Origin of the sequence: Halorubrum sp. 2020YC2 (assembly GCF_018623055.1) — an archaeon.
In the GTDB taxonomy this organism is placed as follows: Archaea; Halobacteriota; Halobacteria; order Halobacteriales; family Haloferacaceae; genus Halorubrum.
Genome location: NZ_CP076019.1, coordinates 1,219,178 through 1,240,970 on the forward strand (window position 1 = coordinate 1,219,178; position 21,793 = coordinate 1,240,970).

The following is a 21,793-nucleotide window of genomic DNA, read 5'->3' on the forward strand; positions in this document are numbered from 1 at the left end:
TAGCCGACATGAGGCGGTCGCGACGCAAAGGCCCCGCGGACTCCGGCAATCGATGTCGGAGCGACGGTCGAATCGGCTTATAAACGGCCGCAGCGCAGCCGGGTTCATTTATAAATAACGCCCGATCCCCGAGAGTGATGCGGCGGCGCGTGCCGGCGAACGCCCGAAGGGCGTGAGCCGCACGCGCGAGGGAGCGGTGAGCGAGGGGCGACCGAAGGGAGCCCGGAGCGAACCGCGAGGCTGGGGAGGTGTGAGGCTGCGGTGCTGTGTGGTGCGGGGTGGGACTCGAAGGGGCGGGCGCGAGGCGGGCGCAGGCGAAGGTAGGACCGCAGCGAGTGAGCGGAGCGAACGAGCGAGGACCGCCCCGAGCGTGCGCCCGCCTCGCGCCCGGGGCTTCGGGGGGGTTGGCGACAGCGGTGTCGATCGCGTATTACCGAGCGCCCGGGGCTTCGGGGGAGTTGGCGACAGCGGTGTCGATCGCGTATTACCGAGCGCCCGGGGCTTCGGGGGGTTGGCGACAGCGGTGTCGATCGCGTATTGCCGAGCGCCCGGGGCTTCGGCGGAGTTCGTGACAGGTTATGCGTTAAAAACAGTCGGACCGACGCAATTCCGGACTACGGGAACAGTTCCACCGTAGACGACCCGAACTTCGTATTGCCACCGACGCGCCGTTTAGGTGCCTCCGCGACCTACGAGTCCCTATGACACTCGAAACGCTCGCGCCCGCCGCCGACCTCGACGCTGACGCGTTCGACGATTCGGTTCTGGACGCGCTCGCGGCAGACGACTACGTGTTCAAGGTGTGGGGCGGCGACTGGTGCGGCGACTGCCAGCGCCAGCTGCCCGAGTTCGGCGCCGCGCTCGCGGCCGCCGGCGTCCCGGACGACCGGGTCGAGGCGTTCCCGGTCACGAAGGGTCCGGACGGGAAGGAAGGCGAACTGGTCGAAGAGTACGACATTGAACTGATCCCCACCGTCGTCGTGGAGTCGCCCGAGGGCGAGGAGCTCGCGCGGTTCGTCGAGGAGGAGGCCGTCTCCATCGCGGCGTACCTGACCGACCGGCTCGCTGACGTCGAAGCGACGGCCTGACTCGGTTTTCCGGGCCGCGACGCGGACTCAGCCGTCCTCCGCGTTCACGTCGCCCGCGTAGTAGAGGATAGCCATCACGGCGCCCATCGTGACCGCGTAGACCGTCGTCGACGTGTCGAGGAGAACGCCGACCGAGAGGACAGAGACCGTCACGATCACGCCGGTAAACAGGGCGTAGCGCAGCCGGGAGAGCCCGCGCGCCCAGTCGTCGACCCGGCGGTACAACTGTCGGGGACCAGCCATACCGGCATCCTGTCGCACGCGAAGCAAGTACCTTCGGGTGGGCGCGGGCGTATCGAGGCCGAGCGCTCAAGTCGGTTCGGCGTCCACGCCGCGTATGGCACGCGTCACGGTCTGGAACGAGCACCGACACGAGCGCGAGAGCGACGCCGTCGCGGAGGTCTACCCCGACGGGATCCACGCCGTCGTCGCGGACGCACTCCGCGAGGGCGGCCACGAGGTCCGCACCGCGACCCTCGACGAGGGACCGGAGCACGGGCTGACCGAGGCGGTCTTAGAGGACACCGACGTGCTCACTTGGTGGGGCCACGCCGCTCACGACGAGGTGCGCGACGCGGTCGTCGACCGCGTCCACGAGTGCGTCCTCGACGGGACGGGGCTGATCGTCCTCCACTCCGCGCACTACTCGAAGATTTTTAAGCGATTGATGGGGACCAGTTGCTCGCTGAAGTGGCGCGAGGCCGCCGAGCGCGAGCGGCTGTGGACGATCGAGCCGAGCCACCCGATTGCGGACGGAATCGGCGAGTCCGTCGAACTCGACGAGACCGAGATGTACGGCGAGCGCTTCGACGTGCCGGCGCCCGACACCCTCGTCTTCACCTCGTGGTTTGAGGGCGGCGAGACGTTCCGCTCCGGCTGCTGTTACCGCCGCGGGAGCGGGAAGGTGTTCTACTTCCGCCCGGGCCACGAGACGTATCCGATCTACTACGACGAGGACGTTCGGCAGGTCCTCCGGAACGCGGTCGACTGGGCGGAGCCGAGCGACGGCCCGGCGCCCGAGTTCGGCAACTCCGACCCGATCGAGGACATCGACACGAGCGATGACCGGACGGTTCACTGATCGGAGTCGGGGGTGTAGGGGTAGTTGGCGTCGGATCGACCGCGAACACTTCCAAAGCCCCAGTCGCTCGTTTATGAATTGTTAACCGTGGATCGGCGGCCAACACCTCCAAAGCCCCAGCCGTGAGGCGGGCGCACGCTCGTTGCGCTCCTCGCTCGTTCGCTCCGCTCACTCGCTGCGGTGCTTACGTCGCCTGCGCCCGCCTCACGGCTGCCCCTTTGAGTCCCGCCCCGCCCAGCACCGAAACCGCACCTCACACCTCCCCAGCCTCGCGGTTCGCTCCGGGCTCCCTTCGGTCGCCCCTCGCTCACCGCTCCCTCGCGCGTGCGGCTCACGCCCTTCGGGCGTTCGCCGGCACGCGCCACCGCCCGTATTTATAAGCAACTGCCTCCGCCACTCTCCTTTTTAAATGTCGTATCGCGGTCTACTTGCTGACCCCAACAGAATCGGAGAAATCGACGAGCCGACGGCTCAACGGTGTAGAGTGACCGCCGCTACGGCGCGGACGTTGAAAGGCGGCCGCCTCACGCGAACGCGAGACGACCGGTTATGTCGCACGCCGGCGGCCGGTCGAGTAGGCGTCGACCGCGGGCATATATAAACCCTCGTTCACGGGACCGCGAGCGAACGGCCGACGGGCCCGTCAGTCCGGTCGGTGGACCTCGCCGTCGCGCGAGTCGGCGGCCTTCCGGCGGACCGCGGCGGCCGCGTTGTTCGCGTCGTAACCGAAGAACACGTCCTTCGCGTACGTCTCCGCCACCTCGGTCGCGTGGATCAGGTCGTCGACGTCGACGTCGACCGCGTACAGCTCCAGCGAGAACGGCGTCTCCGGCGGCGCGCCGTGGACGTCGTAGTCGCCGCCGAGCCGCGAGCGGAACCCGCGGGCGATGGTCTCCAACCAGTAGGTCGTCGCGTACTCCGTGTCGTACAGCGGGACGACGAACTCGTCGACGTGCTCCGCGAGGCGGTCGATGTCGAGTCCGGCGCGCTCGTACAGGTGGTCGGGATAGGGGTCGGGGTATAACGTGAGCAGGAGCCGACCCGGGATCAGGTCGGCCGCCTCGGCCACGAACTCGGTGATCACGTCCGCGCGCCAGTCCGCGAAGTCGTCACGGTCGCTCGCGGCGAACCGGCGTTCACAGCGGTCGCAGTGACAGAACCCCTCCCGGGGGAACCCCACGTCGTCGAGGCGCACGTCCCCGTTCTCGGCCGCGCAGTCCGCGATTATCTCGAAGAGGCCCTCGCGGTACTCCGGGTGCGTCGGGCAGATGTACGCCCAGTCGAAGTAGTCGCGGTCGCGGGTCGCCGGCTCGCCCCGCTCGTCGACCGGAACGAGGTCGTCGTTCTCGCTCGCGGCCGCGTTGTCACCGAAACACGACACCATGTTCACGGCGCTCGGCAGCGGCTCCGCCGCCCGCCCCGTGACGTCTTTGACCTCGTAGAAGCCGAGGTCGAACGGTTCCATTTCGACCTCGTCGGCGTTGCGCGTGACGACCCCGTACATGGAGTCGGCTACGGGACAGGTCGGTAAAAACGGACGGTATCGCGGAGTCGACCGCGGACGCGACCGACGGGCAATACGAGTCGGAGAGCGATGCGGGCCGGAAGGCGGTACGACTCCCGGCGCGAGCGCGGCGGCGGGCGGTTACTCGATTTCGACCGGTTCCTTGTCGCCGGCGAAGAGGAAGTACGCGAGCGCGACGAGCGACAGCACGAGGACGAGCTTTGCTTTCTTGCTCATGTCACGACCGTCGAGCGGCGGGCGCTAAAATCTACCGGAGCGCGAGGCGGTCGCGGAGCGTGAGACGCGTCCGCACGGCACGGAGGGTCACTCAGACGTCGATGTGGTCGGCAATGTCGGCGCGCAGGATCGTCGCGCAGTAGTCGCAGCGCACGCCGTCCGCGACGACGTCGAAGCGCGTCTCGATCGGCTCGTCGGCGTTGGTGATACAGTTGCGGTTCGGACAGGAGAGCACGCCCGTCACGCTGTCCGGGCGGGTGACGCGGTTCTTCTCGACGACCTCGAAGTCGCGGACGATGTTGATCGTCGCCTCGGGCGCGATGAGCGAGAGCACGTCGACCTCGGACTGCGACAGCTCCCGGTCCTCGACTTTCACGATGTCCTTGCGGCCGAGCCGGTCGGAGGGGACGTTCATCCCGACCGAGACGCCGAACCCCTCGGAGCCGTCGATGCCGAGGATGGCGAGCACGTTCAGCGCCTGCCCGCCCTCGACGTGGTCGATGACCGTGCCGTCGCGGATCTTCGAGACGCGCAGTTCGTGGTCGCTCATCGGTCCACCTCCGTCCCCCCGTCGCCGTCGGAAGTCGCGTTTTCGAGCAGGGTGTCGAGCAGCGCCATCCGCACCGGGATCCCGTTGTGCGCCTGCTCGAAGTAGCGCGCGTGGTCGGTCTCGTCCACGTCGGGCGCGATCTCGTCGACTCGGGGGAGCGGGTGCATCACGGTGAGGTCGTCGGCCGCGTCTTCGAGCGTGTCGGCGTCGATCTGATACTCGCCCGCGACGCGGTGGTACTCGTTCTCGTCGGGGAACCGCTCCTTCTGGATCCGGGTGACGTACAGCACGTCCAGCTCGTCGAGCACGGGTTCCAGCTCCTCGTGTTCGCGGATCTGCGCGCCCGTCTCGTGGAGGTCGAAACGCACGGAGCGGGGGAGCCGCAGCGACTCGGGGCTGATGAAGTGCTGGTTCGCGTCGAACTCCGTGAGCGCGGCCGCCAGCGAGTGGACCGTCCGCCCGTACTTCAGGTCGCCCATGATCCCGATCGTGAGGTCGTCGAGGCCGTGGTCCTCGCGGATCGTGTGGAGGTCGAGGAGCGTCTGGGAGGGGTGTTGGCCCGCGCCGTCGCCCGCGTTGACGACGGGGACGTCGACGCGCTCGCCGGCCAGCGTGGCGGCGCCCTCGCTCGGGTGGCGGAGGACGAGGGCGTCCGCGTAGCCCTCGATGACGCGGACGGTGTCCGACAGCGACTCCCCCTTCGACACCGACGAGGAGTCGACGTCGCCCATGCCGATGGTGTCCATGCCGAGGCGCTTGGCCGCGCTGTCGAAGCTCATCCGGGTGCGCGTGCTCGGCTCGAAAAAGCAGAGCGCGAGCACGCGGCCGGCGTGCCGGTCCACGTAGGCCGCCGGGTCGGCGGCGACCGCTCGGGCCCGGTCGAGTACGGCCTCGATGTCATCCCGCGAGAGCTGGGTCGCGGTGATGAGGTGGTCCTGTCGCATCATCTGAGAAGGGAATCGGCAGTATCTTGAATCCCTCGGCTCGGAGTGCGAGACGGGTGTTCACGTCCGTGTTGATCCCTGCGATCGGTAGTTTCGAGATTCGTAGAACGCGGGGTGAGTTCCCACGCTTCGACGCCGCCGACCCGCGGCCGCACTTATAAACCGACCCGGGCCTAACGACCGGACATGTCCGAGAACGATCCGAGCGACCTGCTGCCGAACGACCGCGTGAAACAGGCCGCCCTCGACGGCGAGGTGACCCAGCTTCACCGCGGGAACCGGTACGGCGACGAGGGCGATACCTTCGAGGTCGAGGGCGTCACCTTCGAACTGACCGAGGTGACGGGGCGGACGCTCGGGGAGATGACCGACGAGGACGCGAAACGCGAGGGGTCGCCGTCGCTTTCGGCGTACAAAGAGCGGATGGTGCGCGCGCACGGCGGGAACTTCGAGTGGGACGACGACGCCGACGTGGTGCGACACCGCTTCGAGCGAGCGGAATAAGGTAGAGCCGGAGCAGTCGAGGGCCGTCGATCCCCGGACGGCGAACGTGTCAGCCGCCGCGAGAGTACCCCATTATTTATACTGAAGGATACTGGATACGGAGAGTATGGCAGCAAGCGACGGGGCGGGCGTCGTCGAACGTATCGGATTCCGGATGTCGGAGGTGGTCGAACGGTGGATGCCGAGCCCGTTCGTCTTCGCCATTCTGTTGACGTATATCGTCTACGGAGCGGGGCTGATAGCGACCGACTCGGGACCGGTCAAGCTGTTGGAGTTCTGGTACGGCGGCTTCTGGGCGTTCCTCGGGTTCTCGATGCAGATGGTGCTCATCCTGATGACGGGGTTCGTCATCGCGTACCACCCGCGGGTCAACGCGATCTTACAGCGGCTCGCGGAGATTCCGAACTCCGGGGCGCAGGCGGCCGCGTTCGTCGGCTTCATCTCGATGTCGCTGGCGTGGGTCCATTGGGGGTTCAGCCTCATCATGGGCGCCATCTTCGCCCGCGAGATGGGGAAGGTCGCCCACCGGAAAGACATCGAGATCCACTACCCGCTGCTCGCGGTCGCCGGGTACATGGGACTCGGCCTGACGTGGCACTGGGGCATCTCCGGGTCCGCGCCGCTCCAGTTGACCGACGCGAACAACATCGGTGAAGGGACCGGGTTCGAGTTCCTGACCTCGACGGTCCCGGCTGCCGAGACTATCTTCCACCCGTACGCGCTCACGCTCACCGCGCTCTCCATCGTCTTCGCGAGCGCCGTGCTGTACGTGCTCGCCCCCTCCGGGAGCCGCGCGAAGGGGATCACGGAGTACGTCGACGAGGCGGACCTGTTCGACTCAAGTACAGATGGCGGCACCGACGCCGCCGACGCCGCGGACCCGGTGGACGAGCCGCCGGCGGAGGTGGACGACGTCCCCGCCGAGCGGATGAACAACAGCCGGATCATCGGCGGGCTGGTGGCGCTGTCGGGCGTCGCCATCCTCGCGCTCCAGTTCGCCGGGCAGGGGCTCGGCGCGTTTACGCTGAACGCCGTCAACTTCGGGTTCCTCTTCGCCGGGCTGCTGATCTACCAGCGCCCGGCGTACTACCGCGACCGGTTCAACGACGCGGCGGGCGCGGCGGCCGGCATCGTCCTGCTGTTCCCCTTCTTCGCCGGGATCCAGGGGATCATGGCCGACTCCGGGCTGGCGCTGCTGCTCGCGGAGGCGCTGCTCGACGTGTCGACGGCGGCGACGTACCCCGTGGTCGCGTGGATCGTCGGCTCCGTCGCGAACCTGTTCGTCCCCTCGGGCGGCGGCGAGTGGCTCGTCGTCGGCCCGTCGGTGCTTCAGGCCGCACAGGAACTCGGCGTCCCCTACGGGCAGGCCACCATCGCGTACGCGGTCGGGGACGCGCACACGAACCTGCTGAACCCGTTCTGGGCGCTGCCGCTGCTCGCGATCACGAACGTCAAGGCGCGCGAGATGTTCGGCTACGCCATCGCGATGCTGATCGCGCTCATCCCGTTCCTCGCCGTCGCGCTGTACGCCGTGCCGTACTGAGGGCGAAGGGGTTCGGCTCCGTCGGGCCCGGAACGGTGGCTCCGTGAACCGCATCCGGTAACGGGTTCAGTCCGAGCCGAGAGAACGAGAAGAGTGCGTCCCCCGCCCCTTCGAAGGGACTCCGGAGGTCGCGCGCTTCGGACACTGAGACGGAACGTACGGAAGCGGACAGGTATCAAAGATTACATACCGGGCAGGCGAGGGTGTCACCACGCCACGCCTTCCATGGAGTTCACAACGGAAGCACACGTCGACGAATACGTCATCGACAGCGAGAACACGGCGGTGTTCGCCGCGTCCGACGGGGAACTCACGTACACCCGACCGGGAGCGGACGCCGCGGTCTCGATCCCCGTCAGCGAGGCGAACAGCGTCGAGTTCGGCCGGGATACCAGTCTCCGCCGGCACGCGTTCCTCGGGCTGTTCTTCCTCGCCCTCTCGCTCGTCCTCACGGTCGGAGCGGGCGTTCTCGTTTATCAGGGACAGGTCGAGACCCGGACCGAAATCGCGCTCGTCGGGTTCCTGTCGCTGTTCGCGGTCGGCGGCTGGAACACCACCTACGAGTTCCTGTCTCATTCGGAGCGCGACGTGATCGACGTGTACATCGCCACCGACGCGGAGACCCACGTCCTCTGCGGCGAGATCGGGGACACCGAGTTCGTCGACGCGTGCGGGGCGCTCGTCGAGTCCGAGATCCCCACGACGAACCGAAACCCGAGGCTCGAAGCCGAACTCGACTGATCCGTCCGGGGCGTCTCGCACGGCGTCGGCGGAGAAAGGGGTTCGAGGCGGTCGATGCGGAGGGCCGCCTTCTCAGTCGTCGTCCGCGGCCGCGCCGTCGCCGTCTTCGGCGGAGACCGCGGCGTCGTCCTCGATGCTCGGCGGGTACTTCCCGCGGTCAAGCTTGAGGTCCGATTGCGGGCGGGCCATACAGGTGAGCGCGTACTCCTCGGCCTCCTCGTCGGTGAGGCCCCGGGCCGCGGGCTGGGTCACCTCGCCCTCGACGATTTCGGCGGAGCAGGCGAGACACATCCCGACGCGGCAGGAGTACTCCTGGGCGATCCCCTCGTCGAAGCAGGCGCTGAGGATCGTCTCCGTGTCGGTCACCTCGATCGTCTCGCCGGTGCCGACGAACTCGACGGTGTACTCGGTCATGGCGCGGAGTACCCGCCGGCCGGTCAAAAAGGGTTCCCCTCGATCGCGTCGCCGTCGCGGGGACGGAAGCCGGTGAGGAAGGTGATGGTTCGGCGGTGCGAGTGGATTTTCTGATATCGGTTTTTTTTGAGTGGGGTGAGTATCGGAACGCATCGATGGTCCTCGCACCCTCCGTCGCGCAGCTACCGACGTATCGGATCTGGGGCGTCACCGTCGTCCGCGACGAACTATTTCTGTTGGCGGCGCTGCTCGTTCTCTGGGCGACGCTCGGCAGGTGGATTTATCACGACGCAAAGGACCGAGACAGCGACTGGGCGTGGCAGTGGGGGTTCGGCACTCCGCTAACGGTGATCGCGGGTTTAGACGTGATGCTGTTGGTTGTCGTGATTTATTTGTTAGTCGGAGAATCCGAGTAGAGTGAACCGCTGTCGGGTCGCACCCTCGATCCCGGCGCTGACATTTATAAATATACACACGTAACTGTGTACTGTGATGTCGACGAAAACGATCTCGCTCGACGAGGAGGCCTACGAGCGGCTCAAATCGCACAAGCGAGAGGGAGAGTCGTTTTCCGACGTGGTCAAACGGATCGCCGGCGAGCGATCGTGGACCGAGGTCGCCGGGATCCTTTCGGAGGACGAGGCCGACGAACTCGAATCCCTCGTCGAGGAGGGTCGGTCCCGTTCTCGCGACCGGCGTGAACGTCTCGACGCGGACGTACAAGACGGCGAATGATCGAGGACACGACCTTCATCATCGACGTTCTACACGACGACCGGGACGCAGTCCGATACCTCGATCTCATCGAACGGGAGAATCGTCCCGAGAAGATCTCCTCGATAACGGTACTCGAACTGTACGAAGCGGTTCCACAGCTGAACGCTCCCGAAGAGCGCCGACAAGCGACCCTCGACGTACTCGACACGCGCCACGCGGTCGTCGCCGACGAGACCGTGATGCGAAAAGCCGGGAAGATTTCCGGCTCGCTTCGCGCCCGCGGCCAAGAGATCGACAGAGAGGACTGTATCATCGGGGCGACGGCGCTGTTGAACGACGAACCGGTCGTAACCCGCAATCGCGAGCACTTCGAGCGTATCGACGGTCTCGACGTCGAGACGTACTGAGCGCTTGCCAACAGGCGTCGTTTCCTCCCGCCCATCGCAACGACTAATCCCCCGCCGGACGCTTCCCGAGGTATGACCGGTAAGGCCACCGCGCGAGCCCACCCGATTCAGGGGCTCGTCAAGTACCACGGGATGCGCGACGAGGAACTGCGCCTCCCGTACCACGACAGCATCAGCCTCTGTACCGCGCCGACCGCGACGACGACCACCGTCGAGTGGCAGCCCGACGCGAGCGAGGACACCTACGTCATCGGCGGCGAGGCGGTCGACGGGCGGGCCGCCGAGCGCATCGACATGGTCGTCGACCACGTCCGCGAGCTGGCCGGCGTCGACGCCGCGGTGCGGCTGGAGAGCGAGAACTCCTTCCCGTCGAACATCGGCTTCGGCTCCTCGTCGTCGGGGTTCGCGGCCGCCGCACTCGCCCTGACCGAGGCCGCGGGCCTCGACATGTCGCTCCCCGAGGTCTCCACGGTCGCCCGCCGCGGCTCCTCCTCGGCGGCCCGCTCGGTGACGGGCGCGTACTCGCGGCTCGACGCCGGACTCAACGACGAGGACTGCCGCTCCTACCGCCTCGACGCCGGCGTGAGCGAAGACGGGTTCGACCCCGAGGAGGACCTGCGGATCGTCGCCGCGCACGTCCCCGCTTATAAAGAGACCGAGGAGGCCCATCGCGAGGCCGCCGCGAGCCACATGATGCAGGCCCGGACCGCGCACGTTCAGGACCAACTGGTTGAGATGACCGACGCGCTCCGCGCGGGCGACTTCGACCGGATCTTCGAGACGGCCGAGCACGACTCGCTCTCCCTCACCGCCACCACGATGACCGGCCCGTCGGGCTGGGTGTACTGGCAGCCCGAGACGATCGCCGTCTTCAACGCGGTGCGCGAACTCCGCGAGGCGGGCGTCCCCGTCTACTTCTCGACTGACACCGGCGCGTCGGTGTACGTGAACACGCTGGCCGACCACGTCGACGAGGTCGAGAGCCGGATCGCGGAGATCGGCATCGACACCGACGTCTGGGAGGTCGGCGGCCCGGCGCGCGTCCTCGACGAGAGCGAGGCGCTGTTTTAAATAGACGCGGCAGTACGGTGGCGCGTGCCTGCGAGGCCCCCCGCGGCCGAGCCGCGAGGGACCGAAGGTCCCTCTGGAAGCCGGCGCTTCGCGCCGGCGACAGCACGCGCGAGGGACGCGGCGACCGGAGCAACGCGGAGGGAGCCGCGAGGCTGGGGAGGCGTGAGGTGCGGTTGCGGTGCGGTCGGGTGGGATTCAAAGGGGCAGTCGCGAGGGCGAAGCACACCGACGTAAGCACCGCAGCGAGTGAGCGGAGCGAACGAGCGAGGAGCGCAACGAGGTGCGCGAGCCGTCGCGGCTGGGGCTTTGGAGGCCTTCACCGCCGATCCGCGATCAACTGTTTATAACCGAGCGGCTGAGGCTTTGGATATCTTCGTCGTCGCAGCGATGGCGTCCATCAGCACCCAAACGACAACACACCACTCAGATTTCACTTATTCGTCCGGATCTTCGCCGCGCGCTCGCTTGTACATCGCCAGCGCCGCCTCGCGCCGTTCCGAGTGGTCGACGATCGGCGACGGGTACTCCGGCGCCGCGTTCGCCCGCTGGGTGGGCAAGACCTCGTGCCACTCGTGGATCAGGTCGGCGTCGACTCCCCGAAGCTCGGGGACGTATTTCTTAATATACTCCGCGTCGGGGTCGTAGCGCTCCCCCTGCGTCATCGGGTTGAAGATGCGGAAGTACGGCTGCGCGTCGGTCCCGGTCGAGGCCGCCCACTGCCACCCGCCGTTGTCGTTGGCGGTGTCGTGGTCGGCCAGGTGCTTCCGGAAGTGGTCGTAGCCGTGGCGCCAGTCCGCGAGCAGGTCCTTCGTGAGGAAGGAGGCGACGATCATCCGCACGCGGTTGTGCATGAACGCCTCCTCGCGTAACTGTCGCATTCCGGCGTCGACGATGGGGTAGCCCGTCTCGCCGCGCTTCCACGCGGCTATCTCTTCGGGGTCGTCGCGCCACTCGATCCCCTCCTCGTACGCCTTGTAGTTCTCCGTCACCACCTCGGGGTTGTGAAAGAGCACCTGCGTGTAGAACTCCCGCCACGCCAGCTGCTGTTGGAACTCCTCGACCTGCTCCGGGGCGTCGTCGGGCCGCGTCTCGGACTCGGCCTCGGCCATCGCCTCCCTCGTCGCCGCGTACGCCTCTCGGACGCCGATCTCGCCGTACTTCAGGAAGGCCGAGAGCCGCGAGGTCGCCTCCTCGGCGGGGAAGTCGCGCTCGGCCTCGTAGGCGAACACCGCCTCGTCGAGGAACTCGTCGAGGCGCTCGCGGGCGGCGGCGGTCCCCGCGGGACCGACCGCCGCGTCCGGCTCCGCGAAGCCGAGGTCGGCCGGCGTCGGCAGGTCGCCGGCCGCGACGTCGACCGCCGGGGAGTCCGCCGCGGCGACGCGCTCGCCGCCGTCAGCGGCCGTCCCGTCCGTCTCGTCGGCCGCCGCGACCGCGTCGGCGGCGCTCGCGAGCCGGTCCGCGCCGACGAGCCCCTCGCCGGTCGGCGCGGGCACCGGGTCGTCCTTCGCCGGTCGGTCCACTTCTTCCAGTAGTAGCTGTACACCGAGTAGGGGTCGCCGGCGTTCGTCCGGATCGCGTCGGGGTCGTGGAGGACTGCGTCGTGGTGGGCCTCGCGCGCGACGTCGACCGCGTCGAGCGCGCGCCGCACGCCCGCGTCCCGCTCTCGGGCCAGCCCGGAGTAGTCGCGGTTCCAGACGACGCGTTCGGCGTCGAGTGCCTCCGCGAGCCGCGGGAGGACCGCTTCGGGGTCGCCGCGGGCGACGAGCAGGTCGCTCCCGCGCTCGCGGTAGTCGTCGCGGAGCGCGGCGAGTCCGTCGAGCAGGCGGCGGACCCGCACGTCGCTCGCGTGGTCGAGGATGTCGGGGTCGAAGACGAAGACGGGCGCGGCGGGGCCGCGGTCGGCGTCGGCGGCCCCCGCCGCCGTCGCGAGGCCGATGTTGTCGGCGGCTCTGAGGTCCCGTCGGTGCCAGAACAGCTCCATGGGATCGCCACGGGCGCGTCCACCGTGAAACCACCGGGATCGCACGTCGAGCACGGCTCGGTGTTCCGGTCAGAGTTCGAGCCGCCCCGGAACGCTGACGCGGTCGAGGAGGAAGTAGCCGACCGTGAGCGCGAGGATCAAGACGCCGAGCGCCGCGGCCGCGAGCAGGGCCTCGTCGCCCGTGCCGTAGTCCTCCAGCCGGAAGCTGATCACCCGCCGGGAGACCGCGATGATCGCGGCGCTCACGACGATCCGGAGGACGGGCTGGCCGCGCGCGTACGCCACGAGCGTCCGGTGGACCTCGACGAGAATCAAGAGTAGGAGGACGCTGTCGAGCAGCCCCACGACCTCGACCGGGTCGGTGAAGTCGCCCGCGGCGAGGAGGCGGTACAGCGAGACGAACAGGTCGAACACGCCGATGAGGAACAGGAGGAGCAGGAAGTACGCCGCGCCGAGGACGAGCCACTCCATCGCCCGGGCCGCGGGATCCGCGGCGTCGTCGAGATCGAACTCCATCGACGGACCCGTCGGCGCCCGGCAGCAAGTGGCTTTGGGTGGGGGGCCGACCTACCGCCCCGCGTCGGCGCCCGTCAGCGACTCCAGCAGGCTGACCGCGGGCGCCTTCGCCAGCGGGTCGTTCCCGTTGCCGCAGTGGGGCGACTGGACGCAGGCGGGACAGCCGCCCTCGCAGTCGCAGGTGTCGATGAGCCGCGCCGTCCGGGTCATCAGCTCCTCGATGCGGCCGTGGCCGCGGCGCGTGAGTCCGACACCGCCCGGGTAGCCGTCGTAGACGAACACCGCCGGCCCCTCGGTGTGGGGGTGGTGGGGCGTGGAGATGCCGCCGACGTCGGCGCGGTCGCACAGCAGGTGGAACGGGAAAAGCGAGATGATCCCGTGTTCGGCGGCGTGGATGCCGCCGTTGAACGCGTACTCGCCGCCCGGGATCGGTTCGCCGTCGGCGGCGGCGGATTCGCCGTCGGGCACGGCGGCGGTCGAATCGTCGTCGGCCGGGTCGCCGCCGTCGGTCTCGGCGCTCGCCGCGCCCTCGGCCGCGCCGTCCGCGTCGACCGGGTCGCCCAGACGGCGCATCTCGCGTTCGAGGTCCTCGGGCACCGGGAAGTACAGCGACTTCGTGCGCAGCGTCGTCTCCGGGAGGTCGAGCGTCGACTCGCCCAGCGACTCCCCGGTGGCGGCGTCCTTCCGCACGAACCCCGTGATCTGCTCGGTCACCGTGACGTCCGCGAACCGGACCGGCACGTCGGGGCGCGCGGAGAGCGCGCGCTCGTCGAGGTCCTCGTTCACGACGATGTCCTTGTCGGAGCGCACCTGCGTGTAGTAGTCCGCCCACGACTGCTGGAGCTCCGCGACGTCGCGGTCGAGGTCCAGTTCGACCACCTCGTAGGTGCGGCCCTGCTGGTGGTAGATGGCGCCGGGGTGGGCGTCCCGGAGCGCGTCCGCGAAGCCGAGCGTCGCGACCGTCTCGCCGCTCGACCGCTCGATCAGCGAGATCTCGCGCTCCTCCGCGGTGCGGAGGTTCACGGACTGCTGCGGGCTGGACCCGCCGGCGTGGACCCAGCGCGTGCCCGCCGCGGCCCCGCGCCGGTTCAGGACGCCCTCGTCGGTCAGGTCCGCCACCACGCCCGGGAAGGAGTCCCCGAAGAAGCGCGCGTCGTCGGGCGCAAGCCAGTTCTCGTCGGCCGCACAGGCGACGTGGCCGGGCATGAGCTGGCCGTTCTCCGGGTCGCAGATCGCGTCCTCGGGCGGCGCGTCGAAGAAGTCGCCCGGGTTGCGCATCAGGTACTGGTCGAGCTGGTCCTCGCCGCCGACCATCACGACGAGGGCCGGGTCGTCGCCGCGGCCGGCCCGCCCCGCGCGCTGGTGCGCCGACATCCGCGTGCCGGGGTAGCCGTCGAGGACGACGGCGTCGAGGCCGCCCACGTCGACGCCGAGTTCGAGGGCGCTCGTCGACCAGACGCCCCGGAGATCGCCGGCGTGGAGGTCCGCCTCTATCTCGCGGCGGCGGTCGTCGGTGAGCGCCGCCTGATACGCGCCGACCTTCCCGGCGAGGTCGCGCTCGCCCCGCTCGCGGAGGTCGCTCGCGCTGTCGGTCGCGTACTGCTCGGCGGTCTGGCGCGCCCGCGTGAACGCCAAGGTCTGTTGGCCCGCGGTGACGAGGTCGACGAAGAGTCGCTTCGCGGAGGTGTGGCTCGACTTCCGGCGACCGCTGCCGCGCTCCTGCCAGTCGTCGTCGTACTCCGGCGGGTTCCACAGCACCCAGTCGCGCGGCCCGCGGCCGGAGGTGTCCTCGTCGACCAGAGCGATCCCGTCCGGGTCGCGGCCGGTGACGGTCGCGACGTGGTCGACGGGGTTGTTGATCGTCGCGGAACAGCAGATGAACTGGGGAGAGGAGTCGAACCGCTCGCAGGTCCGTGCGAGCCGACGTAAGGTCAGCGCGACCTGCGAGCCGAACACGCCGCGGTAGCTGTGCACCTCGTCGATCACCACGTACTCCAGCGACGAGAAGAACCAGTCCCACAGGCGCCCCGCGTACGGCAACAGCGCGTAGTGGAGCATGTCCGGGTTCGAGAGGAGGACGGTCGGGCGACGGTCGCGCACGTCGCGCTTCTCCGACTGCGAGAGCCGCCCGGTGTAGGAGTCGACCGAGACCCGGCTGCCGAAGCCGAGGTCGGCCGCCAGCTCCGAGAGCGACTCCTCTTGGTCCGCGATCAGCGCGTTCTGCGGACCGACGTACAGCGTCCGTCCCCCGCGGTCCATCGCGGCCTCGAAGGCGGGGACGGTGTACGCGAGCGACTTGCCGCTGGCCGTCTCAGTCGCGAGGACGACGTCGTCGCCGTCCCGGACCGCCTCGATCGCGTCGGCCTGATGGCGGTAGAGCCGGTCGATCCCGCGCCCCGCGAGCGCGTCCGCGAGCCGCGGTTCGAGGTCGACGTCCGCGAACTCGGGGTCTCGCGCCGGGATCCGTCGGTGGTCGGCGATCTGTCCCTCGTAGAAGGGGCGGTCCCGCAGCCACTCGATGGCGTCGTCCACGGTTACGGTACTCTGGGGTCGGCGGGGCCTAACGGTTGCGGTGGCGCGGAGGCGACGGCGGGCGCGGGAGCGTCGCGCCGCCCCAGTCGGCGGCCCTCCGACTCAGTCGTCCGCCGGCGATCGCCCGGCCCCGCCCTCGGCCGGTGTGAGGTCGACCGCCGGCTCCGCCGGCCCCTCGCGGGCCAGCGGCGGCCAGCGGACCTCGGTCGCGACCGGGTCGTCGAGGTCGAGGCGCATCCGGAGGTCGCCGCGGCGCTCGACGACCTCGAAGCCGACCGTCCCGTAGACGCTCCTCGCGGCGCGGTTGCCGGTCTCGACGTGGAGTTCGATCCCCTCGCGGCCGGCCGCGTCGGCGTTGGCGACGACGTGCCGGCACAGCTCCGTCCCCACGCCCCGGTCCTGCGCGTCGGGGTGGACGAAGACCGCGAGCTCGGGGACCGCGGCGTCGGTCGGCGTGTACACCGCGTGGCCGAAAAGCTCGCCGTTCCGCTCCGCGACGACGTTGTTCCCCTCTGACAGCAATGACCGGATCCACTCGACGCACCGCCGCCGACTCACGGGGGGAAGCCCCTGCGCGCGGTCGGCGCGGTCGAACCGCTCGTACATCTCCGCGAGGAACGGCTCGTCGGCGTCGGTCGCTGGCCGGACCGTCCAGCGCGCGCCCTCCTTGTCGACGAACCGCGGGCAGCGCGGCGGACAGTGCGGCGTCCCCTCGCACTCGGTACCGTCCCAGCCGTCGCAGGCGACGCTCGCGGTGTCGGGGGTCATGTCTCGACGTTGGCGCCGTGTCGGGTTATAGAAGGGTGACGACTTTCACAGCGTGGGAACGGGTACCGAGGACCTCGACCGCGGGCGCGCCGCCGCGGTCACTCCCGTATCAGTACGATGCCCTCGCGGAACACCGCGTGGTTCGGGAGGACGTGCTCCTCGCCGTCCGTCTCGATGTGCGTGACGAACAGGTCGACCTCCTGGACGACGCCGCGCTCGCCCGCGACCCGCACCTCGTCGCCGATGCCGTACGGCTGTCGGAGGAGGAGGAAGACGCCGGCCGCGGCCGAGGCGACCAGGTCCTTCGTCGCGAGCGCGGCGAACAGCACGACCGCGAACGCGTACGCCGCGAGCAGCACGATGAGCGCGAGCGTCTGGACGCCCACCTGCCCGAGCGCGATGAGGACGGCGACGTACACCACGCTGTACTTCACGAGCGTCGGGAGCACGCCGAGTTCGGGGAGCTTGATCCCGCGGAGGCGCTCGGCCACGAGCAGCTCCGTCTTGTCGCCGACGACGACCCCGACGATCAGGACGACGGCGGCGACGAACAGCCGCGGGAGGAAGGCGGCGACGCCCGACCAGAACTGTTCGAGGTAGTTCACGTCTGCGACGGTCAGGGCGACGATGACGGTGACGGCGACGATGAAGTAGCTCGACAGCTGCGCCAAGATCCGCACCGTCGAGGTGTCGAACTCGCGGGCCGTCCGCTCGAAGGCGGTGCCCTCGATCACCTCGGGGACGCCGGCCCGGCGGAGCAGCCGGCGGTTGACCACGCCGACGAGGTACGCGAACACGAGCCCGATCGCGAGGACGAAAAGCGCCAGCCAGAGCCGCTCGGGGACGGTGCGTACGGCCTCGGAGAGCGCTCTCGGGACCGCGGACATCTGTCAGTACTCCTCCGGATCGATCTCCAAGACGAGTTCGCCCGCCTTGAACGCCCGGACGAGACCGTCCGACTCGGAGAGCACGATGGAGGTCGAGTTGGTGTCGCGGGTGATCGCGGCGCCGGACATGTGGCGCGCGCCAAGCCCCTTCGGGATGTCGACCCCCTCGGCGGCGGGTTCGAGGTAGCGGTACGCGGAGACGATCTTCCCGGAGTCGGAGACGACGAACGCGCCGTCCAGCCGCGAGAACTCCTTGAGCATGACGTTCACGATGGGGTCGCCCACGTGGACGTGGCTCTTCTCGAAGGGGTTGTACGACAGCGGCCGCGACTTGTTCATCACCTTCCCCGCGTCGCCGACGACGAACAGCGCGCCCACCGGCTTCCCCTTCTGTCCCTTCTGCCCGAGTTCGATCGCGACCTCGAACACGTCGCGGATGACGCTCGGCTCCGCCCGGGAGTTGACGAACAGGTCGTAGATGCCGGTGTGGACCCCCTCGTCGACGGTGACGCGGATCACCGCGTCCGAGCCGCCGTCGAAGACGGAGGCGACGCAGGCGACCTCGTCGCCCTCGTCGAGGAGGCCCTCGTCCATCGCGCCCTCGATGCCGAACCGGATCCGGTCTTTGACGTTGTCGAAGGGGAGCGGCAGTTCGACGAACGTCTCGGCGTCGACGTCGTTGTCGGGCGCGACGACGACGACGTCGCCCTCGTCGTCCGCGAATCGCTCGTAGAAGGAACTCGTCGGAGAGAACAGCAACGCCGCGTCGACGTCCGCGACGAGGTCCGCCAGGTGGTCGGTGAGCGAGGCCATTGGGAGACGTGACTCCCGGCGGGCGTATAGTCGTTGCGTCGGTGTCATGCGACCGTCTGACACCGGATCGGGATCGACGCGCAGGCCGGTCGAGCGGCGCGAATCGGATCAGTCGTCGCCGGCCGCGGGCGGCGCTTCGGCGGTCGGCGCCGGGCGGTCGCGGATGAGGTCCGCCGCCCGCTCGGCGATCGCGATCGTCGGGGCGTTCGTGTTGCCGCCGACGAGCGCCGGCATCACGCTCGCGTCGACGACGCGGAGCCCCTCGACGCCGCGGACGCGGAGCTCGTCGTCCACGACCGCGGCCTCGTCGTCGCCCATCTTACACGTCCCGACGGGGTGGTACACGGTGTGGCACTTCTCGCGGACGTGGCGGGCGATCTCCTCGTCGGTCTGCGCCTCCTCGCCGGGCCACACCTCGCGCCCGACGTACTCCGAGAGCGCGTCCTGTCGAGCGATCTCCCGGGAGCGCTTGACCCCCTCGACGAGGGTGTCGACGTCCTCGCGCTCCGCGAGGTAGTTCGGGTCGATGGCCGGGTCCTCGAACGGGTCGGCCGACCGGAGCGTGACCCGGCCGCGGCTCTCCGGGCGGAGCTGGGTCGCACCGATCGACAGCCCCCGTCCGGTCTCGGGGTTCGCGAGGCCGTGCTCCATGAAGTACGAGGGAGCGAAGTGGAACTGGAGGTCCGGACGGGACTCGCCGTCGTCGGTGCGGACGAACCCGCCGGCCTCACCGACGTTGGAGGTGAGCTTCCCGCGCTTCAGCACGAACCAGTTGAGGAGGTCCTTCAGGCTCCCGGCGTCGTCCAGCGTGCTGACGTCGGCGGCGGCCTCGTAGACGGTGAACACGAACAGGTGGTCCTGGAGGTTCCGACCGACCCCGGGCGACGCGACCTCGACGTCGATGTCGTGGGCCGCGAGGTGGTCGGGGTCGCCCACGCCCGAGAGCATGAGCAGCTGCGGCGAGTTGACCGCGCCGGCGCTGACGAGGACCTCCTCGCTCGCCCCGACGGACCGAGTCCGCCCGTCCTGCTCGTACTCGACGCCGGTCGCGCGGCCGTCCTCGATGGTCACCTCGGTCACCTGCGCGCCGGTCTCGGCGGTGAGGTTCGGCCGGTCGAGCGCCGGCTTGAGGTACGCGTCGGCCGCGCTGTGGCGCTTCCCGTCCTTCTGCGTGACGTGGTAGAGGCCCACGCCCTCCTGGTCCGCTCCGTTGAAGTCGTCGTTGCGGTCGTACCCCGCCTGCGCGGCGGCGCGGACGAACGCCTCGGAGGCCGGCCGCGGCGACGACTGGTCGGCGACGTTGAGCGGCCCCGCGGAGCCGTGGTACGACGACGCCGACGGCTCGAACGTCTCGGCGCGCTTGAAGTACTCCAGCATCGCGTCGTACCCCCACCCGTCGTTGCCGAGGTCGGCCCAACCGTCGTAGTCCGACGGGTGGCCCCGGACGTAGATCATCGCGTTCGTGGAGGAACAGCCCCCGAGCGTCTTGCCGCGCGGCCAGTAGAGCTCTCGGCCGGCGCACCCGTCCTGCGGCTCGGTGTGGTACTCCCAGTCCGCGTCGGTCTCGAACAGCTCCGGGAACGCCGCCGGAATCTTCATGTTCCGATCGTCGTCGGGCGTGCCCGCCTCGAGGAGCAGCACGCTCGCGTCCGAGTCCGCGGTGAGTCGATTCGCGAGGACGCAGCCCGCGGAGCCGGCGCCGACCACGACGTAGTCGTATTCCTCGTCTGTCATGGACAATCATGCGAGAGTAGGTCAATTAAGTGTGTTCGTGTGGCGGAGAGCGGACGCGGGACGCGATTGACGAACGCGCGGTCGGCTCGGAGGCGAACTCGGTCGCGGACGGGACCTCAACGGTGTGACTCGATCTTGACCACCGGGCTGCCGTCTCTGTCGGCAATTATCGTCGCCGTCGTCGAGTCCGCCTCGAACTGGAGCGTCATCTTGAGGTTGTTCTCTTGGAACAGCCCGTCGAGCGCGTCCGTGTTGATGTCCTCGCTGATTAGCCACAGCTGTTCGAGCACGTCCTCGTCGTGCGCCTTCGCGACCGCCGTGACGACCTCCGTGCTCAGCTCCTCGCCCTCGTCCGGCTCGTAGTAGAACTCCCTCGTGTCTCCCATGCGTACGACGTTATCGATCAGCGGCAAGTCGGTTGTTACCAGTCCCTTTCCGAGTCGTTACCGAGAGCCGACCTTCCGCCCGGCTTTCACCCCGAACCGACTTCCCGCGCGACTTTTCCCCCCGAGCCGACTACCCCGACCACATGGCGACTCGCGAGGCCCTCTGGGGGTACCGGAACCGCTTTGGCGACGCCTTCGGGCGCACCTACTTCCGCCGGTTCGGGCCGGGCGTCGTCTCCAGCGTCGGCGTCGGGACGTACCTCGGGGAGCCGACGCCCGCGGTCGACGACGCCTCGCGCGAGTCGATCGAACTGGCGCTCCGGTCGGGGGTGAACCACGTCGACACCGCGGCCAACTACCGGTGCGGCCGCGCAGAGCGCGTCGTGGGCGAGGCGGTTCGGGGCGCCCCCGTCGACCGCGAGTCCGTCGTCGTCGCGACGAAGGGCGGGTTCCTCCCGTTCGACGGCGAGCGCCCGGCGGACCCGAGCGCGTACGTCCGCGAGCGGTTCGTCGAGCCGGGGGTCGTCGACCCCGGCGACCTCGCGAACGGCGCGCACGCGATGACGCCCGACTACCTGGAGTGGTCGCTCGACCGCTCGCTCGACCGGCTCGGCCTCGACTCCGTCGACTGCTTCTACGTCCACAACCCCGAGACGCAGCTCGCCGCCCGCCCGCGGGCGGACGTGTACGACGCGCTCGAAGCCGCCTTCGAGGCCCTCGAACGCCGGCGCGCCGCGGGCGACATCGGGGCCTACGGCGTCGCGACGTGGGACGCGTTCCGGGTCCCCGACGGCGACGACGAGTACCTCTCGCTCGCCGCGGTCCTCGCTCGGGCCGAGGCCGCCGGCGAGGCGGTCGGTCCCGACGACGACCACGGGTTCGAGGCGGTCCAGCTCCCCTTCAACGTCGCGATGGCGGACGCGTTCACGCGGCGGAACCAGCCCGCGCCGCCCGGCGCCGACGCCGGCGGTCCCGTCTCGACGCTCGAATTCGCCCACGAGGCCGGGCTCTCGGTGGTGACGAGCGCGAGCATCGGGCAGGGCGAGCTGGCGGTCGAGGGCGCGATTCCGGCCGACGTCGACGCGACGCTCGCGGGGGAGACGCCGGCCCAGCGGGCGCTCAACTTCGCGCGCAGCGCGCCGGGCGTCACCTCGTCGCTCGTCGGGACGACCGACCCGGACCACGTCCGCGAGAACGTCGCGGCCGGCACCTTCGACCCGCTCGGCGCGTCGGCGTTCGACGCCGCCTTCGAGTGACCGGGGCGGTGACCGAACCGGGAGCGAACGCGACCGCGGCGACGGGAGAAGAGAGGGCAGCGAGCGAGGCGGTTGGCGAGGCGACGGGGCGGCGGGCGAGGCGGTTGGCGAGGCGACGG

22 protein-coding genes and 1 pseudogene are annotated in these 21,793 nt (G+C 69.4%); 10 read left to right on the top strand and 13 right to left on the bottom strand.

From position 1 onward, the window contains the following. The first annotated feature begins 701 nt into the window (after window positions 1-701). On the top strand, window positions 702-1,088 hold the full coding sequence (locus KI388_RS05975) for a thioredoxin (RefSeq protein ID WP_215088441.1): 387 nt from the start codon (window positions 702-704) through the stop codon (window positions 1,086-1,088). A gap of 27 nt (window positions 1,089-1,115) precedes the next feature. Here KI388_RS05975 and KI388_RS05980 read toward each other — a convergent pair whose 3' ends face one another. After that, on the bottom strand, window positions 1,116-1,331 hold the full coding sequence (locus tag KI388_RS05980; RefSeq protein WP_215088442.1) for a hypothetical protein: 216 nt from the start codon (window positions 1,329-1,331) through the stop codon (window positions 1,116-1,118). A 94-nt stretch (window positions 1,332-1,425) separates the two neighbouring features. Between KI388_RS05980 and KI388_RS05985 the strand changes: the two genes are divergently transcribed. Beyond that, complete coding sequence (locus KI388_RS05985; protein WP_215088443.1) at window positions 1,426-2,169, top strand: ThuA domain-containing protein; 744 nt, start codon at window positions 1,426-1,428, stop codon at window positions 2,167-2,169. Window positions 2,170-2,812: 643 nt separating this feature from the next. Here the strand turns inward: KI388_RS05985 and KI388_RS05990 are convergent. From KI388_RS05990 to pyrB, 3 genes are all read right to left on the bottom strand, one after another. Beyond that, a complete protein-coding gene (locus KI388_RS05990; RefSeq protein ID WP_215088444.1) occupies window positions 2,813-3,673 on the bottom strand; it encodes a hypothetical protein in 861 nt (286 codons plus the stop codon). 328 nt (window positions 3,674-4,001) lie between these two features. Continuing rightward, window positions 4,002-4,460, bottom strand: coding sequence for an aspartate carbamoyltransferase regulatory subunit (pyrI, locus tag KI388_RS05995; RefSeq protein ID WP_215088445.1), 459 nt, complete (start codon window positions 4,458-4,460; stop codon window positions 4,002-4,004). Further along, on the bottom strand, window positions 4,457-5,404 hold the full coding sequence (pyrB, locus tag KI388_RS06000; protein WP_215088745.1) for an aspartate carbamoyltransferase: 948 nt from the start codon (window positions 5,402-5,404) through the stop codon (window positions 4,457-4,459). The genes pyrI and pyrB overlap by 4 nt, the downstream gene beginning before the upstream one ends. 186 nt (window positions 5,405-5,590) lie before the next feature. On the opposite strand from pyrB, the gene KI388_RS06005 reads away from it, so the two are divergent. The 3 genes from KI388_RS06005 to KI388_RS06015 all read left to right on the top strand — a co-directional run bounded on the left by KI388_RS06005 (window position 5,591) and on the right by KI388_RS06015 (window position 8,192). Further along, window positions 5,591-5,908, top strand: a complete 318-nt coding sequence (locus tag KI388_RS06005; RefSeq protein WP_215088446.1) for an ASCH domain-containing protein — start codon at window positions 5,591-5,593, stop codon at window positions 5,906-5,908. A 154-nt stretch (window positions 5,909-6,062) separates the two neighbouring features. Continuing rightward, window positions 6,063-7,451: a TIGR00366 family protein gene (locus tag KI388_RS06010; RefSeq protein ID WP_251133252.1), complete on the top strand. Its 1,389-nt coding sequence runs from the start codon at window positions 6,063-6,065 to the stop codon at window positions 7,449-7,451. 225 nt (window positions 7,452-7,676) lie between these two features. Beyond that, a complete protein-coding gene (locus KI388_RS06015; protein WP_215088448.1) occupies window positions 7,677-8,192 on the top strand; it encodes a hypothetical protein in 516 nt (171 codons plus the stop codon). 72 nt (window positions 8,193-8,264) lie between these two features. Here KI388_RS06015 and KI388_RS06020 read toward each other — a convergent pair whose 3' ends face one another. Further along, window positions 8,265-8,606, bottom strand: coding sequence for a 2Fe-2S iron-sulfur cluster-binding protein (locus KI388_RS06020; RefSeq protein ID WP_215088449.1), 342 nt, complete (start codon window positions 8,604-8,606; stop codon window positions 8,265-8,267). 155 nt (window positions 8,607-8,761) lie between these two features. Here KI388_RS06020 and KI388_RS06025 point away from each other — a divergent pair, with 155 nt between their 5' ends. The 4 genes from KI388_RS06025 (at window position 8,762) to mvaD (ending at window position 10,801) form a co-directional block, all read left to right on the top strand. Then, window positions 8,762-9,022 (top strand): hypothetical protein, encoded by a 261-nt coding sequence (locus KI388_RS06025; protein WP_215088450.1) that lies wholly within the window; start codon window positions 8,762-8,764, stop codon window positions 9,020-9,022. 76 nt (window positions 9,023-9,098) lie between these two features. Then, a complete protein-coding gene (locus tag KI388_RS06030; RefSeq protein WP_215088451.1) occupies window positions 9,099-9,341 on the top strand; it encodes an antitoxin VapB family protein in 243 nt (80 codons plus the stop codon). Then, window positions 9,338-9,730, top strand: a complete 393-nt coding sequence (locus tag KI388_RS06035) for a PIN domain-containing protein (RefSeq protein WP_215088452.1) — start codon at window positions 9,338-9,340, stop codon at window positions 9,728-9,730. Before KI388_RS06030 ends, KI388_RS06035 begins: the two co-directional genes overlap by 4 nt. Window positions 9,731-9,802: 72 nt before the next feature. Beyond that, window positions 9,803-10,801 (top strand): phosphomevalonate decarboxylase MvaD, encoded by a 999-nt coding sequence (gene mvaD / locus KI388_RS06040; RefSeq protein WP_215088453.1) that lies wholly within the window; start codon window positions 9,803-9,805, stop codon window positions 10,799-10,801. A 434-nt stretch (window positions 10,802-11,235) separates the two neighbouring features. Here the strand turns inward: mvaD and KI388_RS06045 are convergent. From KI388_RS06045 to KI388_RS06080, 8 genes and pseudogenes are all read right to left on the bottom strand, one after another. Further along, window positions 11,236-12,782: pseudogene (locus tag KI388_RS06045) on the bottom strand (deoxyribodipyrimidine photo-lyase). A gap of 69 nt (window positions 12,783-12,851) precedes the next feature. Beyond that, entirely contained in the window at window positions 12,852-13,298 is a 447-nt protein-coding gene (locus KI388_RS06050; protein WP_215088454.1) for a phosphate-starvation-inducible PsiE family protein, read from the bottom strand. A 51-nt stretch (window positions 13,299-13,349) separates the two neighbouring features. After that, the gene (locus KI388_RS06055; protein WP_215088455.1) at window positions 13,350-15,830 is read right to left on the bottom strand and encodes a DEAD/DEAH box helicase; all 2,481 of its coding nucleotides are present in this window, start codon (window positions 15,828-15,830) and stop codon (window positions 13,350-13,352) included. 102 nt (window positions 15,831-15,932) lie between these two features. After that, a complete protein-coding gene (locus KI388_RS06060) occupies window positions 15,933-16,598 on the bottom strand; it encodes a GNAT family N-acetyltransferase (protein WP_215088456.1) in 666 nt (221 codons plus the stop codon). Window positions 16,599-16,696: 98 nt separating this feature from the next. After that, window positions 16,697-17,485 (bottom strand): mechanosensitive ion channel domain-containing protein, encoded by a 789-nt coding sequence (locus KI388_RS06065; protein ID WP_215088457.1) that lies wholly within the window; start codon window positions 17,483-17,485, stop codon window positions 16,697-16,699. 3 nt (window positions 17,486-17,488) lie between these two features. Then, window positions 17,489-18,298, bottom strand: a complete 810-nt coding sequence (gene dacZ / locus KI388_RS06070; protein ID WP_215088458.1) for a diadenylate cyclase DacZ — start codon at window positions 18,296-18,298, stop codon at window positions 17,489-17,491. Between the two features lie 108 nt (window positions 18,299-18,406). After that, the gene (locus tag KI388_RS06075) at window positions 18,407-20,032 is read right to left on the bottom strand and encodes a choline dehydrogenase (RefSeq protein ID WP_215088459.1); all 1,626 of its coding nucleotides are present in this window, start codon (window positions 20,030-20,032) and stop codon (window positions 18,407-18,409) included. Between the two features lie 116 nt (window positions 20,033-20,148). Beyond that, window positions 20,149-20,418, bottom strand: coding sequence for a HalOD1 output domain-containing protein (locus KI388_RS06080; protein ID WP_215088460.1), 270 nt, complete (start codon window positions 20,416-20,418; stop codon window positions 20,149-20,151). A gap of 143 nt (window positions 20,419-20,561) precedes the next feature. On the opposite strand from KI388_RS06080, the gene KI388_RS06085 reads away from it, so the two are divergent. Then, window positions 20,562-21,674 (top strand): aldo/keto reductase, encoded by a 1,113-nt coding sequence (locus tag KI388_RS06085; RefSeq protein WP_215088461.1) that lies wholly within the window; start codon window positions 20,562-20,564, stop codon window positions 21,672-21,674. Window positions 21,675-21,793 lie beyond the last annotated feature (119 nt).

Bases quoted from the DNA above. Each gene is read 5' to 3' on its own strand.
- KI388_RS05975 (WP_215088441.1), top strand. From the start codon at position 702: ATGACACTCGAAACGCTCGCGCCCGCCGCCGACCTCGACGCTGACGCG.
- KI388_RS05980 (WP_215088442.1), bottom strand. From the start codon at position 1,331: ATGGCTGGTCCCCGACAGTTGTACCGCCGGGTCGACGACTGGGCGCGC.
- KI388_RS05985 (WP_215088443.1), top strand. From the start codon at position 1,426: ATGGCACGCGTCACGGTCTGGAACGAGCACCGACACGAGCGCGAGAGC.
- KI388_RS05990 (WP_215088444.1), bottom strand. From the start codon at position 3,673: ATGTACGGGGTCGTCACGCGCAACGCCGACGAGGTCGAAATGGAACCG.
- pyrI (WP_215088445.1), bottom strand. From the start codon at position 4,460: ATGAGCGACCACGAACTGCGCGTCTCGAAGATCCGCGACGGCACGGTC.
- pyrB (WP_215088745.1), bottom strand. From the start codon at position 5,404: ATGCGACAGGACCACCTCATCACCGCGACCCAGCTCTCGCGGGATGAC.
- KI388_RS06005 (WP_215088446.1), top strand. From the start codon at position 5,591: ATGTCCGAGAACGATCCGAGCGACCTGCTGCCGAACGACCGCGTGAAA.
- KI388_RS06010 (WP_251133252.1), top strand. From the start codon at position 6,063: ATGTCGGAGGTGGTCGAACGGTGGATGCCGAGCCCGTTCGTCTTCGCC.
- KI388_RS06015 (WP_215088448.1), top strand. From the start codon at position 7,677: ATGGAGTTCACAACGGAAGCACACGTCGACGAATACGTCATCGACAGC.
- KI388_RS06020 (WP_215088449.1), bottom strand. From the start codon at position 8,606: ATGACCGAGTACACCGTCGAGTTCGTCGGCACCGGCGAGACGATCGAG.
- KI388_RS06025 (WP_215088450.1), top strand. From the start codon at position 8,762: ATGGTCCTCGCACCCTCCGTCGCGCAGCTACCGACGTATCGGATCTGG.
- KI388_RS06030 (WP_215088451.1), top strand. From the start codon at position 9,099: ATGTCGACGAAAACGATCTCGCTCGACGAGGAGGCCTACGAGCGGCTC.
- KI388_RS06035 (WP_215088452.1), top strand. From the start codon at position 9,338: ATGATCGAGGACACGACCTTCATCATCGACGTTCTACACGACGACCGG.
- mvaD (WP_215088453.1), top strand. From the start codon at position 9,803: ATGACCGGTAAGGCCACCGCGCGAGCCCACCCGATTCAGGGGCTCGTC.
- KI388_RS06050 (WP_215088454.1), bottom strand. From the start codon at position 13,298: ATGGAGTTCGATCTCGACGACGCCGCGGATCCCGCGGCCCGGGCGATG.
- KI388_RS06060 (WP_215088456.1), bottom strand. From the start codon at position 16,598: ATGACCCCCGACACCGCGAGCGTCGCCTGCGACGGCTGGGACGGTACC.
- KI388_RS06065 (WP_215088457.1), bottom strand. From the start codon at position 17,485: ATGTCCGCGGTCCCGAGAGCGCTCTCCGAGGCCGTACGCACCGTCCCC.
- dacZ (WP_215088458.1), bottom strand. From the start codon at position 18,298: ATGGCCTCGCTCACCGACCACCTGGCGGACCTCGTCGCGGACGTCGAC.
- KI388_RS06075 (WP_215088459.1), bottom strand. From the start codon at position 20,032: ATGACAGACGAGGAATACGACTACGTCGTGGTCGGCGCCGGCTCCGCG.
- KI388_RS06080 (WP_215088460.1), bottom strand. From the start codon at position 20,418: ATGGGAGACACGAGGGAGTTCTACTACGAGCCGGACGAGGGCGAGGAG.
- KI388_RS06085 (WP_215088461.1), top strand. From the start codon at position 20,562: ATGGCGACTCGCGAGGCCCTCTGGGGGTACCGGAACCGCTTTGGCGAC.